We start from the raw sequence: 15,046 nt of genomic DNA, 5'->3' as shown, positions 1-15,046 counted from the left end.
CGTTAGATAAGGCATGGGACGCCACAAACGGCGCCCATCTTGCGCGGAACCCTCTGAACGCATCCGCGTCTGTCTCAAACTGGGTCATTCTTGGCGATGAAACCGCGTTATCAGGTCTCCCGCGCCGCCGTCGATCTCATCAAGAGATTCGAAGGTTACCGGATGAAAGCCGCGCAGCTCGCCGACGGGCGCTGGACGCTGGGCTATGGCCATACGCTGACGGCGCGGGTCGGGGCTTCCGTCTCGGAACAGGACGCTGAAGCTCTCCTGCTCTACGATCTGATCACCGTGGCCCACGCGGTCAACGAGAACGTCTACACGCCGCTGAACCAGAACCAGTTCGACGCCCTGGTCTGTTTCGCCTTCAATATCGGCACGGAAAACTTCGTCCGGTCGGGCGTGCTGCGCCGGCTGAACGAGGGTTCGCTGCTGCAGGCCGCCTGCGCCATGGAGATGTGGCGCAAGGCCGATTTCGAGGGCGAGCGGATCGTCATCGACGCCCTGGTGCGCCGCCGTTCGGCCGAGAAGACCCTGTTCCTGACGCCGGCCGACGGTGGCTGGGTGGCCGCGCCGAGTTCGGTGCTGCGTCCCAGGATCGACCATGACGCGGGCCATCTGATCCCCGCCCAGACGCCGGCCGCGATCACCACCTCGCTGTTGGGCGACAGGGCCATCGCCCTGCGCGAGGACGGCGACGCCGTTCCCCTGGTCGAGAACCGGGGGCCGAGCGCCAGCGAGCAGGCCGCCGCCGCGGTCGGCGCGCGCCTGGAAGCCATCCTGCCCGACGAAGGCGTCGCGGCGATCCCGATCCCGGCTCCGCCCCTGAGCGTCGCCGCGCCGGTCCAGGACCTGGTCCTGCCCGAGCCGCCCGTTCCCGCCGCCGCCGCACCGGCCCCGGCCGTCTACCAGGCGCCCGAGGCCCTGGTCGCGGTCGAGCCCGTGGCCGCGCCGTTCCAGCTGACGCCGGAAGAGCCGGTCGCCGAGCCCCTGTTCGCGCCACAACCCACGATCGAAACCCCGTCCGCCAGCGAGCCCAACCTGTTCGAGACGGCGCGTCCGGCCGCCGGCGGGTCGCTGTTCAATCTGGGCGGCTTCTCGACCAGCGCCGCCGAGGTCGACCTCGGACCGCAGGAGGTGCCGTTCGCCGAGGCCCAGCCGCACGCCTTCGGCGGGGTCAGCCTGCTGGTCAGCCTGGGCCTGCTGGGCCTGGCGCTGTTCGGCGGCGGGATCCTGTGGAACCTCAGCGTCGGGGCGGGCGAGGGCCTGTCGCCGATCCGGATGTTCGGTTGGGCGGCCAGCGTCATTGGCATGATCTGCTTCGCCACCTCGGCCTATCTGCTGATGCGTCGGTTGGGCGACCCGGAACCGCAGGTCGAAGACTAGAACCCGCGATCTCGGGATCGAGAGCATGAACGCCCGCGGGTCTGCTTGATCCGTGGGCGTTTGTGCTATGCACGTGCCCATGACGAACCAAACCGCACCCTCGATGGACTTCGCGCTGGGCGAGACGGCCGACGCGATCCGTGACACCACCGCCCGCTTCGCGGCCGACCATATCGCGCCGATCGCGGCGAAGATCGACGAAACCAACCTCTTCCCGCGCGAGCTGTGGGTCCCGATGGGCGACCTCGGCCTGCACGGCATCACGGTCGAGGAGGAGTTCGGCGGCCTGGGCCTGGGCTATCTCGAGCACGTCATCGCCATGGAGGAGGTCAGCCGCGCCTCGGCCTCGGTGGGGCTCAGCTACGGCGCCCACTCCAATCTCTGCGTCAACCAGATCCGCCGCTGGGGCACGCCCGAGCAGAAGCGGCGGTACCTGCCCAAGCTGATCAGCGGCGAACACGTCGGCTCCCTGGCCATGAGCGAGGCCGGCTCCGGTTCCGACGTGGTGTCGATGAAGCTCAAGGCCGAGTTGGTCGGCGACCGCTACGTGCTGAACGGAACGAAGTTCTGGATCACCAACGCCCCGCACGCCGACACCCTGGTGGTCTACGCCAAGACCGATGAGGGCCGGATCACCGCCTTCCTGATCGAGAAGGGTATGAAAGGCTTCAGCGTCAGCAAGAAGCTCGACAAGATGGGCATGCGCGGGTCCGACACCGCCGAGCTGGTGTTCGAGGACTGCGAGGTCCCCGAAGAGAACGTCATGGGCCCGGTGGGCGGCGGCGTCGGGGTGCTGATGAGCGGCCTGGACTATGAGCGCGCCGTGCTGTCGGCGGGCCCCCTGGGCATCATGCAGGCCTGCCTGGACGTGGTCCTGCCCTATGTTCGCGACCGCAAGCAGTTCGGCAAGGCGATCGGCTCGTTCCAGCTGATGCAGGGCAAGGTGGCCGACATGTACGTCGCCCTGAACTCGGCCCGGGCCTATGTCTACGCCGTGGCCCGCGCCTGCGACGCCGGCAAGACCACGCGGTTCGACGCGGCCGGGGCGATCCTGATGGCCTCGGAGAACGCGGTGAAGGTGTCGCTTGAGGCCGTCCAGGCCCTGGGCGGCGCCGGCTACACCAAGGAATGGCCGGTCGAGCGCCTGGTGCGCGACGCCAAGCTCTACGACATCGGCGCGGGGACCAACGAAATCCGCCGGTTCCTGATCGGGCGCGAGCTGGTCGGGGGGTAGATCCTCCCCCTTTGGGGGAGGTGGCCCGGAGGGCCGGAGGGGGCCTACCCCCTCGGTCGCTTCGCGACAGCTCCTCCAAAAGGGGAGCATCAAAATGAAAAGGGCCGCCCCGATTGCTCGGGGCGGCCCTCCATCGTCGTAGCCGCGTCGCGGCGTGACTTGAACCTTAGGCGTTCAACGCCCTCAGTTGGAAACCTCGTTCTTCAGGCTCCAGGTCACTCGCGACCTCGGTTGGAGACAATGAGACACTGGTCACCTCCTTTCAGTTGTTGAACAACACAAGAGGAATATGGGCGCCGATCGGCGGTTCTGCAAAGAGGGTAATATGGCGACACTACGCCGCAACGTCGCGGCGCCGAAGTTCAGGGCAGCGGGATAGCCTTTCTGTCGTCGTGATGGCCATGTGCCCACGGCGCCGTCCAGGAGCCAACGAGGACGGGAAGTCGGCTACGGGATCCAGATTCCGGTGATGTCGTAGTTGGTCGTGGTGCATGTGGAGGCGTCGTGGTTGAAGCGGATCCTGATCGGCTTGTTCGTCGCCCGGGCGGTGAGCAGGATCGAGAGGTAGGCTTCCCTGTTCGGGTCGGTCTTATCGACGACCGCCGCGCCACCGCCATTGTCCAGGTTGATCCAGATATAGCCTTCCAGCGAGTAGAAGGCGCCAAGGACCTTGGCCTCGCATTCGCTATAGGCGGCGGCTGGCGAGGCGACCGACAGAACACCGACCGCGCCAAGGAGCGCGGAAACCCATCTTTTCATGCTTTTTTCCCCGAAAGTCTTCGGGAGTTCATAGCTCGACCTTGGATTGAAGCCAAGGCGCGCCGGGCACTCCCGGGTCGCGCAAAGGGGGAATAAGCGCGACCCGGGGCCGCATCATCACCGTCAGGCGTAGAGGGCTCGCCCGACCAGGATGATGAGGGTCCAGAAACCGGTGTTGAGAACCAGCATGCCCGCGCGGTGCACGTTCAAAGTCGGGACCTTGGCGGCGATGGCGATGGCGACGGCGCGGTTCACGGCGGTTTCCTTCCTGTGGCGCGTTGGATGAGCGCCTTGACCAAACATAGGCATGGTTGCGTTCCAGACCCATGCGACAAAAGCGACGGGTCGGGCCAAATAGGCGGACCGATTGTCGCAGCTTGACCGTGGAGGGCCGATGCCGACCTGGGATCCCGATGTCTACCAGCGCTACAAGACCTATCGCGACCGCCCGGCGCTCGACCTGATGCTGCAGATTCCGCGGGATCTGGGCCCTCGCGAGATCTGGGACCTGGGCTGCGGCACGGGGGAGCACGCGGCCCTGCTGGCGGCCCGTCATCCGGGCGCCCGGGTGCACGGCCTGGACTCCAGCCCCGAGATGCTGGCCCGGGGACGGGCAATGCGCGGCGACATCGATTGGGTGCTGGGCGACATCGCCGGCTTTGCTCCCGAAATCCCGCCCGACCTGATCTTCACCAACGCCGCCTTGCAGTGGCTGGACCATCACGAGACGCTGTTCCCGCGCCTGATGGGCCTGCTGGCGCCCGGCGGCGTCCTGGCCTGCCAGATTCCGGTGGTGGCCGACGACGGCTGGCGGCGCAGCCTGCGCGAGGTGGCCCAGAACGGCCCCTGGGCGCCGCGCCTGGTCGATCTGGAGCGGGTGCGGTCCGGCGTCGATCCTCGGCCTTATCACGACTGGCTGTCGCCGCTCAGCGCCGAGCTCGACATCTGGGTCACGACCTATGTCCACGCCCTGGGCGGCGAGGATCCGATCGTCGACTGGACCTCGGGAACCAGCCTCAAGCCCTATCTGGAAGCGCTGGAGGGCCCCGCCGAACGGGCGGCCTTCCTCACGGCCTGGCGGGCCCGGCTGGCGATCGACTATCCGCGCCGCGCCGACGGGGTGACGCTGTTCCCGTTCACCCGGATGTTCATGGTCGCCCAGCGCTACTGACGGCGGCCCGGGCCAGGTCGGCGAGGCTGGGGCGGCGACGAAGTTCGGTGACCGGCTTGCCCAGGTTGTCCAGCGCCAGCGCCGCGGCGGTGCGTCCGGCCGCGACCGCGGGCTCGAAGGCCTTCCAGTCGCGGATGTCGATCTTGTCGAGCTTGGGGGTGATCAGCACGTCCGAGGCCTCGCGGCTGGCGGTCAGGTCGCGGCCGGTCGACACCGTGGCGGCCCGCATCAGCAGGGCGACGATCGGCGGACCCTTGCGCCACTCGCCCGACCAGAACCAGGTCCACAGCGAGGCCGGGCGATCGACGTCCTCGGCGGTGATGCTGCGGCCGCGCGTGACGTCGACTCCGACGATCGGACCCAGCTGGAAGGCGCGCATCACGTCGGCCGGGAAGTTCTTCATCACCGCGCCGTCGACCAGCACCGAATTGCCGTCGGCGACCGGCGGCAGCACGCCGGGCAGCGAGATCGAGGCCCTTAGGGCGTCCTGCAGCACGCCCTGGCGGTGCAGGTGATAGGCCCCCGAGGTCAGATTCGAGGAGACGCAGAAGAACGGCAACCACAGGTCGGCGATCTCGATGTCGTCGAAATGCTCCTCCAGCCGCGCCTTGACCTTCAGGCCCCGGGTCATGGCCACCAGCGGGAAGGCGATGTCGTCCAGCGGGCTGGAATCCACGAAGGCCTTGCGGATGCGGGTCTCCATCTCGCCGTCGTCCCAGCCCATGGCCAGGCCGGCGGCGACCACGGCGCCCATCGACGAGCCGCCGACGAAGTCGATCGGCACGCCGCGCTCGCGCAAGGCCTGGATGGCGCCGACATGGGCGTAGGCGCGAGCTCCGCCGCCCGACAGCACCAACCCGACCGACTGCCCGGTCAGCACCCGCGCCAGGCGCTCGACGTCGGCCATGCCGTTCTCGCGCAGATGGAACAGGCGGGCGGCCTGGGTGGCGTTCAGCCACTCGGCCGACCCCTTCGGATGGGTGACGCTGGCCGGCTGCAGCAGGATCAGGTCGACCAGGCGCTGGTCCTGCAAAGGGCCCGAGGCGTAGGACGGGATGACCGGCGGCGGCTTGCGGTCGCCCTGGCCGACGCGGAACAGGCGGTCCACCTGGCGCCCGACCACGTGCTTCCAGGCGGTCTCGCTGGCCTCGGCCACGTACAGCACGAAGTCGTGGCGACGCTCGACATTGCTGAACCATTCGGTCGGGGCCAGCAACGACTCGGCCCCCTCGACGGTGACCGAATAGCCCAGGGCCAGGATGGCGTGGGCGATGCGCTCGACGACCGGGCGGATCAGCTTGCCAGGCTCGACGGCGATGAAGCCGTAGACCGACGGGTCGCCGATCGAGGCGTGGGCCCCGGCCTGGCGGGCCCGGCGGATCATCAGCCGCGACAGCTCGATCATCACCGCCGGATCGCGCTCGACCGCCTCGAAGAAGGCGGCGCGGGGCAGGGCGAGGATTTCCGAATCGCGCAGGGCCACCAGGTTGGCCGAATGCGGGGCGCCGGCGATCATCGCCATCTCGCCGGCCGGCTCGCCGGGGCGGATCACCCCCAGGAACTGCGGCTCCTGGCCTTCCTCCCGCCGAAACGCGCCCAACCGGCCGGTGCGCAGGAAGTAGAGATAGTCCGCCGCCTCGCCGGGCGCGTAGAGTGTCGCGCCGCCGGGCAAGGAGAACCAGGCGGCGTCGCCTTCGCGATGTTCTTGCGCGAAGAGCCGGGCGAGGGCCGTATCGGCCATGAAGTCGGGCAGGGTGACCACGGGTGGGACGCTAACTTGAACCGCTGAACTTGGCCATCGAAGGTCAAAAACTGCGGCTTTCGGGACGAAACGGAAAAGGCTATGCCTCGCTAATGCCGAAGATGAACACGGGTATCGACAAAAACGGCGAGTCGTTCGCCAAAAACGCCGCGCACAACCGGGCCCTGGCCCAGGCGCTGCGCGAAAGGGTCGCGACCGCGGCCCTCGGCGGTCCGGAAACCGCCCGCCACCGCCACGCGGCGCGGGGCAAGCTGCTGCCGCGCCAGCGGGTCGAGCGCCTGCTGGACCCCGGCTCGCCGTTCCTGGAGATCGGCCAGCTGGCGGCCTGCGACCTCTACAACGGCGAGGCTCCCGGGGCCGGCGTGATCACCGGTATCGGCCGGGTCTCGGGCCGCGAGGTGATGATCGTCGCCAACGACGCCACCGTGAAGGGCGGCGCCTATTTCCCGATGACCGTGAAGAAGCACCTTCGCGCCCAGGAGATCGCCCAGCAGAACCGCCTGCCGTGCGTCTATCTGGTCGACAGCGGCGGGGCCAACCTGCCGCACCAGGCCGAGGTGTTCCCCGACCGCGACCACTTCGGCCGCATCTTCTTCAACCAGGCCCGGATGAGCGCGGCGGGCATCGCCCAGATCGCCTGCGTCATGGGCTCGTGCACGGCCGGCGGGGCCTATGTGCCGGCCATGAGCGACGAGACGGTGATCGTCCGCGACCAGGGCACCATCTTCCTGGCCGGCCCGCCGCTGGTGAAGGCGGCCACCGGCGAGGTGATCTCGGCCGAGGAACTGGGCGGGGCCGACACCCACGGCCGGCGCTCGGGCGTGGTCGACCATGTGGCCAATGACGACGAGCACGCGCTGGAGATCGTCCGCTCGATCGTCGCCAACCTCAACACCACCAAGCGCGTCGAGACCGAGATCCACGAGGCCAAGCCCCCGGTCCATGACCCGGCCGAGCTGTATGGCGTCGTCCCCACCGACGTGCGCGCGCCCTACGACGTGCGCGAGGTGATTGCCCGCATCGTCGACGGCAGCGTGTTCGACGAGTTCAAGGCGCTGTACGGCACGACCCTGGTCTGCGGTTTCGCCCGCATCTGGGGCCAGCCGGTGGCCATCCTGGCCAATAACGGCGTGCTGTTCAGCGAGAGCGCCGTGAAGGGCGCGCACTTCATCGAGCTGGCCTGCAAGCGCAAGATCCCGCTGGTGTTCCTGCAGAACATCTCGGGCTTCATGGTCGGCGGCAAGTACGAGGCCGGCGGCATCGCCAAGGATGGCGCCAAGCTGGTCACGGCGGTGGCTTCGGCCGAGGTGCCGAAGTTCACCGTGCTGATCGGCGGGTCGTTCGGCGCGGGCAACTACGGCATGTGCGGCCGGGCCTACAGCCCGCGCTTCCTGTTCACCTGGCCAAATTCGAGAATCTCGGTGATGGGCGGCGAGCAGGCGGCCAGCGTGCTGTCCACAATCAAGCGCGACGGCCTGGAGGCCAAGGGCGAGACCTGGGCCGCCGAGGACGAGGAGGCCTTCAAGGCCCCGATCCGCGCCCGCTACGAGGCCGAGGGCGACCCCTACCACGCCACCGCCCGCCTGTGGGACGACGGCATCATCGACCCGGTCCAGACCCGCGACGTGCTGGGCCTGGCGATCAGCGCCAGCCTCAACGCCCCGATAGCCGAAACAACCTTCGGTGTGTTTAGAATGTGAAAATTGCACGCGGGGGTAAGGGGTGTCCTATCAAACGTGGTTTTTCGACGGTTTGGCGCGGTGTTTCGACGTCCTCGCGATGGTGCTTTTCATAGCGCTGTTAATTGTGACAGCGACCGTCGTCGTAAGAGTGGTTCGAAAGTACAGGCAAAAGCGTGTCGTAGGCGCGTGGCGATAGCTATTAAGCACGGTGGAGTGTTGATAGCCATGCTGGCGCTATTGCTGACTTACTGGAGCGTAAGGATTCAATCTCGACTGGCAGCGGATATAGCGCTGAACGCTTCGGGGGAAATTTTTGTAGAGCACGAAACGGCGAAAGAAAATTTTAGATGCATTTATGTGTGGCATGCACACTCAGACAATGACAAATGCATAAAAAATATAATGAAAGACGGAAGTTCATACAGCGAAGAAATGTTGTACATTGAAGAAGTTTTCTTCATATTGAAGAAGGCAAAATCTGATCGAAAAATATGGGGGTCTGGATACGCAAAGGAAATAGAATATTGGGCAAATGATGTATCGGCAGACCCAACCGGAATTTTCTCCTATCAATTGGTGGTAGAGAACCCCAAGGATTTCGAACGAGAGATGAAGGACGCCGGCGTGTCCATTGATCGAGTTAGGTTGTGCCGTAACTATAGAAAGATTTGGACGATCCTGGCCAGGAACGGCGCCAACCCCGACCCGCTGGTAAAATGTTGATCCTACCGAGTGTCATGCGAAGGCGCACAACGTCGCCAGGCCAGAGTCGGACTACGTTTCATCCGGAAAACTAGGAAAATCTGATGACCAATCCGATCGCCGAGGTTCCCGACACCGACGCCATGAGCCCGCTGGTCCACATTGATTCCACGGAAGGCGGCGCGGTGACCGTCTGGATCAACCGTCCGGCCAAGAAGAACGCCTTCGACGCCGCCACCATCGCCGCCCTGCACCAGGCGTTCGAGACCCTGCACGGGGCCGAGGGCGTGCGGATCGTCTTCCTGCGCGGGGTGGGCGGGACGTTCAGCGCCGGCGCCGACCTGGAATGGATGGCCTCGGCCGCCGACTGGAGCGAGGACGACAACCGCGACGACGCCCTGGGCCTGGCCCACATGCTCAAGGCCCTGCACGACGTCCCGGCCCTGACCGTGGCCCTGGTCGAAGGCCCGGCGTTCGGCGGCGGGGCCGGCCTGGTCGCCGCCTGCGACCACGCCCTGGCCACGGCCGACGCCAAGTTCGCCTTCTCGGAGGTCAAGCTGGGCCTGACCCCGGCCACCATCAGCCCCTATGTGATCGCGGCGCTCGGCCCGCGCACCGCCAAGCTGCTGTTCGCCACCGGCCGGGTATTCGACGCCGACGCGGCCTGGAGCTACGGCCTGGTCGACGAGGTGTTCGACGACGCCGCCGGCCTGGAGGCCGCCCAGGACGCCCTGATCGAGGAGGTCGCCGCCTGCGCCCCCGGCGCGATCGGCGACGCCAAGGCCCTGGTCAACGACCTGGTCGACCAGAAAATCGACCGGGGCCTGATCGAGGAAACGGCAAAACGCATCGCTCGCCGGCGGGTGTCGGACGAAGGACAAGAAGGCGTGCGCGCGTTCCTCGAACGCCGTAAACCCAGCTGGACCATCTAGAGTCGAGCAGGGGCAATATGACGGGCGAACTGGAAGCGGCGGCGGCGGACTCGTTCACCGAGTTCTTCAAGCGACGGAAGAAGCACCCGTTCACGGGTGTCGGTCAGCCCTGCGCCAATTGCGGCGCGGCGCTGGAAGGCCCGTACTGCCACGAATGCGGCCAGAACGGCGACAATCACAAGCGCTCGATCCTGCATCTGATCTGGGAGGCGATCGAGGGGATGTTCCACCTCGACGGCCGTCTGGCCCTGACCTTGCCGGCGCTGTTCTTCCAGCCTGGCAAGTTGGCCAAGGACTATATGGAAGGCCGCATCGTGCGGCATGTGCCGCCGTTCCGCACCTTCCTTGTGGCCCTGCTGCTGTTCATTTTCGCGGCCGAGCACGCCATCCATTCGGTGCAGCACCATGCCGAGGAAGACGCCCACAAGCGTGCCGAGGCCCTGGCCACGCCACAGGGACGGGCCGCCGAGGCCGGCCGCATGCGTGTCGAGGCCGCCAAGAACCGTGACGAGCGGCTCGCCGACGCCGCCAGGGATCGCGACGAAATCCTGGCTTCTGCGGCCAAGGACCGCGACGAGAGTCTGAAGGATCCGGACGAGGACCGCGCCAAGGTCCAGAAGGATTACCAGGACGCCGTCGCCAAGGCTCCGATCGACTATCAGGCCGACGTGGCCAAGGCCCAGACCCGCTACGCCGAGGCCATCGCCAAGGCCGACCACCTGCAAACCAATCCGCTGGCCGCTCAGGAGTTGCTTGAGGCCGACGACAAGATGCGCAAGGCCGCGGCCCAGCGGATCCGCTCGGCTTCGGTCGAAAACGGCAAGTTCGGCGGCGTCACGATCAATGTGCCCGAGGCCGGAACGACCGTCACCGCGCCCGAGCACGGCGACCCGGTGGTCACCACGGGCGATGAAGGCCATGCCGCGCCGGCCGCCACGAGCGCTCACGCCAAGCCCGGACAGAAGGCGCACTGGTTCAAGACCGGCTTGGCCAAGGCCCTGGAAAATCCCGAATACTACATGGTCGTGATGTTCGGCTGGGGCCACCGCCTGGCGGTGCTGCTGCTGCCGATGCTGGGGCTGAGCCTGGCGCTGGTCTACGTCAACAAGCGGCAGTACTTCATCTACGACCACCTGATCGTGGCCACCAACCTCCTGTCGTTCTCGTTCCTGACCAACGCCTTGGGCTTGGTGCTGCCCGACCCCGTCCGGAAATGGTGGTTCGTGCTGCTGATGATCTGGACCCCCATCAACCTGTTCCAAACCCTGCGCGGGGCCTACGGCTCCAGCATCGTGGGGGCGGTCTTCAAGACCTTCTTCGTCTGGACTTCTACGCTTATCTCCTTCGTCGTGCTTCTCACCGCCTTGCTCGTTTTCGCCTTGGCGCAGATCTAGGATTTCACCGTTGATCTCCTCCGTCCTCATCGCCAACCGCGGCGAGATCGCCCGCCGGATCATCCGCACCGCCCGTGAGCTGGGCGTGCGGACCATCGCGGTCTATTCCGAGGCCGACGCCGAGGCGCCGTTCGTGATGGAGGCCGACATGGCCATCCTGATCGGCCCGGCCCCGGCCCGGGAGAGCTATCTGGTTCCCGAGAAGATCCTGGCCGCCGCCCGCCAGTCAGGGGCCGAGGCGATCCACCCCGGCTACGGCTTCCTGTCCGAGAACGCCGACTTCGCCCAGGCGGTGATCGACGCCGGCCTGGTTTGGGTCGGCCCGCCGCCTTCGGCGATCCGCGCCATGGGCCTGAAGGACGCCGCCAAGAAGGTGATGATCGCGGCGGGCGTGCCGACCACGCCGGGCTATCTGGGCGACGACCAGTCGGTGGAGCGCTTGAGCGCCGAGGCGCAGCTGATCGGCTTCCCCGTGCTGATCAAGGCCGTGGCCGGCGGCGGCGGCAAGGGCATGCGCAAGGTCGAACGGGCGGAGGACTTCGCCGCCATGCTGGCCTCGTGCCAGCGCGAGGCCGCCGCCAGCTTCGGTGACGATCGCGTGCTGCTGGAGAAGTACGTCACCCGGCCGCGCCACATCGAGGTTCAGGTGTTCGGCGACAGCCATGGCAACGTCGTCCACCTGTTCGAGCGCGACTGCTCGCTGCAGCGCCGCCACCAGAAGGTCATCGAGGAGGCCCCGGCCCCCGGCATGGACGAGGCCACCCGCGCCGCCGTCTGCGACGCGGCGGTCAAGGCGGCCCAGGCGGTGGGCTATGTCGGGGCCGGCACGGTGGAGTTCATCGCCGACGCCTCCGAGGGCCTGCGCGCCGACCGCATCTGGTTCATGGAAATGAACACCCGGCTGCAGGTCGAGCACCCGGTCACCGAGATGGTCACCGGCCAGGACCTGGTCGAATGGCAGCTGCGGGTGGCCTCCGGCGAGCCCCTGCCGCTGAGCCAGGACGAGATCATCCTGGACGGCTGGGCCATGGAGGCCCGCCTCTATGCCGAGAACCCCGCCACCGGCTTCCTGCCCAGCACCGGGCCGCTGATCCACTTTAGGCTGCCCGAGGGCGACGTACGGGTCGACAGCGCGGTGGAGGAGGGCGGCGAGGTGACCCCGTTCTACGACCCGATGATCGCCAAGCTGATCGCCCACGGCGTCGACCGCGAGGACGCCGCGGCCCGCCTGGCCGAGGCCTGCCGCCTGGTCGAGGTCTATCCGGTCAAGACCAACGCCGCCTTCCTGGCCAAGTGCGCCAGCCATCCCGACTTCATCGATGGCGCGATCGACACCGGCTTCATCGAGGCGCGGCTGGAGGAGCTGACCGTGCGCGAGTTCTCCGACGCTCCGACCCTGGCGGCCATCGGCCAGCGGCTGGAGGCCTTCATGGAGGCCGACACGCCGAAGGCCGACGTCTGGAACGGCGGGCCGTCGCGGCTGCTGGGCTTCCGCATGAACGCGCCTCGGGCGGCCATGCATCTGCCGATGAGCGTGGACGGCAAGACCGTGCCGTTGCGTGTGGCCCTGGCGGGAGGAACCCTCTCGGGAAGCCTGGGCGACGACTGGTCGTGGGACATCACCGTCGAGGACGGCCGGGCGCTGGACGACGTCGACGTGCTGCCCGCGGCCTTCGGCGACGACCTGCTCTATGTGTTCGAGGGCGGCGACGTCCGTGAGTTTGACTTTACGTCCAAGGTGGGCGCGGCCCATGTCTCGGTTTCGGACGGGGTGGTGCTGTCGCCGATGCCGGGCAAGATTGTCTCGGTGGCGGTCGAGGCCGGCCAGGCGGTGGTCAAGGGCCAGACCCTGCTGACCCTCGAGGCCATGAAGATGGAGCACGCGCTGGCCGCGCCATTCGACGGCGTGGTGGCCGAGCTGTCGGCGACCGCCGGCGGCCAGGTCAGCGAGGGCGTGGTGCTGGCGCGGCTGGAGCCGGCGCTCGACATCGCGTCCTAGAGCCTTCGTGCGGTGACGGGGACACGCCCACGGGCGTGTCCCCAATCCCAGACTACGGCCGAACCGACGCCAGCACCGGCGGCGCGTCGTCCTCGTCCTCGTTCAGCGCCCCCAGCTCGCCGCGCTCGCGGGCCTTCTTGCCGTAGACCAGCTCGAACATCGGCGAGGCCATCAGCGTCGTGACGATCGCCATCAGCACCAGCATCGAGAACAGGGCCGGGCCGATGATCCCGCGCTGCAGGCCGATATTGATGATGATCAGCTCCATCAGGCCCCGCGAGTTCATCAGCGCGCCGATGCCCAGGGCCGTCGGGTTGTCTTGACCGGTCAGGCGCGCGGCGGCCCAGCAGGCCCCACCCTTGGCCAGGATCGAGCCCAGCAGGATCACGGCGGCGACCAGCAGCAGGCCGACATTGTTGACCATGTTCAGCTGGGTGTTGAGGCCCGAGAAGGTGAAGAACATCGGCAGCAGCACGATCACCGCGAACGGCTCCAGCTGCTTCTTGATCTCCCGACTCAGCACGCCGCGTGGCATGACCGTGCCCAGGATGAAGCCGCCGAACACCGCGTGGATGCCGATGGCGTCCATGGCGAAGGCGCTGAGCATGAACAGCATCAACACCACGCCCAGCAGGCTGGGGCTGACCTTGCCCTCGCGCTCGGCCCAGCGGCCTAGCGGAGCCAGCAGCTTGGGACCCAGGGTCAGCATCAGGACCACGAAGGCGACGCCGCCGACGATGGCCTTGACCGCGACCATCGGGCCGCCGCCGAAGCTGGCCAGCACGATGGCCAGCACCGTCCAGGCCCCGGCGTCGTCGATGGCCCCGGCCGACAGCGACAGGGTGCCCAGCGGGGTGTTAGTCAGGCCGCGCTCATAGATGATCCGGGCCAGCATCGGGAAGGCGGTGATCGAGATCGCCGCGCCCATGAACAGGGTGGCCTGGAAGGTGTCGATGCCCTTGCCGAACAGGTTCTGGCTGAGCAGCCAGGGTGCGATGGCCACGGCCACCAGGAACGGCGCGGCCATGCCCGAGATCGAGACGGCGGCGGCGCTCTTGGCGTTGCTCTTGAAGTGCTCGCTGCGGAAGCCCAGGCCGACCAGGAACATGTAGAGGCCCACGCCCAGCTGGGCGCCGACATAGAGGATGGTCTTGGATTCCTTGGGGAACAGCATGTGCTGGATGTCGGGGGCCAGCAGCCCGAACAGGGACGGGCCGAGGATCACGCCGGCGATCATCTCGCCCACGACCTGGGGCTGGCCCAGATACTTCTTCGCCACCCAGCCGACCGCGCGACAGGTGGCGATGATCACGAACATCTGCAGAAAGAAAGCTACGCTGAGCTGTGCTGGCGTCATGTCGCCCCCCAAAATCCGCGTCGCGTTGACCGCGATCGCTTGAACCCCGCCGACCGAACATCGATCGTCCATCCGCCATAGAAAATGACTACGCTGTCATGTCGAGTAAAAATGCGCGGCGGACGCGGGAGGCCGCCGTCGCGACACCCTGAATCTCGCGGCTCTTTCCTCGGCGGGGCGCTGGCCCTAAGTACGGCTCATGCCCCTGCACATCATCAAGCTGGTCGTCGGCTGCGACAACATCGAGGAATTGGTCGCCTGGCACGCCGAGGCCGACCGTCCCTGGATCATGCACACCCGCATGACGCCCAAGCGCGTCGATGAGGTGCTGGCTGGCGGCTCGCTGTACCGGGTGATGAAGGGCCAGATCCTGTGCCGCCAGACCATCCTGGCCATCGACACGGTCGGCGAGGGCCAGGCGTCGCGCTGCGAGGTGACGGTCGACCCGACCATCGTGCGGGTGGCGCCGACCCCGCGCCGTCCGTTCCAGGGCTGGCGCTACCTCAGGGCCGAGGACGCGCCGCCCGACCTGACCGAGGCCGAGGCCGCCGAGATGCCGGCGGACCTGGCCCGGCAGCTGCGCGAACTGGGGGCCTGGTAGCGTTGGCATGAGCTTAAGCGGACGGGGCCTGATCCAGGAGAGCTACCGCTTTCCCGTCTTCCCGGCGAAG

General features: G+C 67.3%; 13 protein-coding genes. 9 read left to right on the top strand and 4 right to left on the bottom strand.

Annotation, left to right across the window (positions count from 1 at the left end; all coding sequences use genetic code 11):
* Positions 1-96 precede the first annotated feature (96 nt).
* On the top strand, positions 97-1,383 hold the full coding sequence (gene spmX / locus ASD79_RS16365) for a lysozyme-family localization factor SpmX (protein ID WP_056723494.1): 1,287 nt from the start codon (positions 97-99) through the stop codon (positions 1,381-1,383).
* Between the two features lie 79 nt (positions 1,384-1,462).
* A complete protein-coding gene (locus ASD79_RS16360) occupies positions 1,463-2,617 on the top strand; it encodes an isovaleryl-CoA dehydrogenase (protein ID WP_056724076.1) in 1,155 nt (384 codons plus the stop codon).
* Between the two features lie 447 nt (positions 2,618-3,064).
* On the opposite strand, the gene ASD79_RS16355 is transcribed toward ASD79_RS16360, so the two are convergent.
* Together ASD79_RS16355 and ASD79_RS25355 are read right to left on the bottom strand one after the other, a co-directional pair.
* The gene (locus ASD79_RS16355) at positions 3,065-3,376 is read right to left on the bottom strand and encodes a hypothetical protein (protein WP_056723491.1); all 312 of its coding nucleotides are present in this window, start codon (positions 3,374-3,376) and stop codon (positions 3,065-3,067) included.
* A gap of 123 nt (positions 3,377-3,499) precedes the next feature.
* Positions 3,500-3,631: a hypothetical protein gene (locus tag ASD79_RS25355; RefSeq protein WP_255356986.1), complete on the bottom strand. Its 132-nt coding sequence runs from the start codon at positions 3,629-3,631 to the stop codon at positions 3,500-3,502.
* 139 nt (positions 3,632-3,770) lie between these two features.
* On the opposite strand from ASD79_RS25355, the gene ASD79_RS16350 reads away from it, so the two are divergent.
* Positions 3,771-4,547, top strand: coding sequence for a methyltransferase domain-containing protein (locus tag ASD79_RS16350; RefSeq protein ID WP_056723489.1), 777 nt, complete (start codon positions 3,771-3,773; stop codon positions 4,545-4,547).
* Here the strand turns inward: ASD79_RS16350 and ASD79_RS16345 are convergent.
* Positions 4,525-6,288, bottom strand: coding sequence for a patatin-like phospholipase family protein (locus ASD79_RS16345; protein ID WP_162252381.1), 1,764 nt, complete (start codon positions 6,286-6,288; stop codon positions 4,525-4,527). The two genes, ASD79_RS16350 and ASD79_RS16345, sit on opposite strands and share 23 nt — an antisense overlap.
* 113 nt (positions 6,289-6,401) lie before the next feature.
* On the opposite strand from ASD79_RS16345, the gene ASD79_RS16340 reads away from it, so the two are divergent.
* The 5 genes from ASD79_RS16340 to ASD79_RS16325 all read left to right on the top strand — a co-directional run bounded on the left by ASD79_RS16340 (position 6,402) and on the right by ASD79_RS16325 (position 13,018).
* Positions 6,402-8,009 carry a carboxyl transferase domain-containing protein gene (locus ASD79_RS16340; protein ID WP_056723484.1) on the top strand — a complete coding sequence of 536 codons (1,608 nt, stop codon included), beginning with the start codon at positions 6,402-6,404 and terminating at the stop codon, positions 8,007-8,009.
* Between the two features lie 207 nt (positions 8,010-8,216).
* Positions 8,217-8,714, top strand: coding sequence for a hypothetical protein (locus ASD79_RS24000; protein WP_156400546.1), 498 nt, complete (start codon positions 8,217-8,219; stop codon positions 8,712-8,714).
* Positions 8,715-8,797: 83 nt separating this feature from the next.
* Positions 8,798-9,625 carry an enoyl-CoA hydratase-related protein gene (locus ASD79_RS16335; RefSeq protein ID WP_056723483.1) on the top strand — a complete coding sequence of 276 codons (828 nt, stop codon included), beginning with the start codon at positions 8,798-8,800 and terminating at the stop codon, positions 9,623-9,625.
* A gap of 17 nt (positions 9,626-9,642) precedes the next feature.
* Positions 9,643-11,019: a DUF3667 domain-containing protein gene (locus ASD79_RS16330; RefSeq protein ID WP_056723481.1), complete on the top strand. Its 1,377-nt coding sequence runs from the start codon at positions 9,643-9,645 to the stop codon at positions 11,017-11,019.
* Positions 11,020-11,029: 10 nt separating this feature from the next.
* The gene (locus ASD79_RS16325) at positions 11,030-13,018 is read left to right on the top strand and encodes an acetyl/propionyl/methylcrotonyl-CoA carboxylase subunit alpha (RefSeq protein WP_056723479.1); all 1,989 of its coding nucleotides are present in this window, start codon (positions 11,030-11,032) and stop codon (positions 13,016-13,018) included.
* 52 nt (positions 13,019-13,070) lie between these two features.
* Here the strand turns inward: ASD79_RS16325 and ASD79_RS16320 are convergent, their stop codons facing one another.
* Complete coding sequence (locus ASD79_RS16320) at positions 13,071-14,375, bottom strand: cation:proton antiporter (RefSeq protein WP_056724074.1); 1,305 nt, start codon at positions 14,373-14,375, stop codon at positions 13,071-13,073.
* A 199-nt stretch (positions 14,376-14,574) separates the two neighbouring features.
* Here ASD79_RS16320 and ASD79_RS16315 point away from each other — a divergent pair, with 199 nt between their 5' ends.
* Positions 14,575-14,976: a DUF1489 family protein gene (locus tag ASD79_RS16315; RefSeq protein WP_056723477.1), complete on the top strand. Its 402-nt coding sequence runs from the start codon at positions 14,575-14,577 to the stop codon at positions 14,974-14,976.
* Positions 14,977-15,046 lie beyond the last annotated feature (70 nt).

This window comes from Caulobacter sp. Root655, assembly GCF_001427665.1.
GTDB lineage: Bacteria > Pseudomonadota > Alphaproteobacteria > Caulobacterales > Caulobacteraceae > Caulobacter.
Note: the sequence above shows the minus strand (reverse complement) of the source record. Positions and strands in the feature narration are given on the sequence as shown.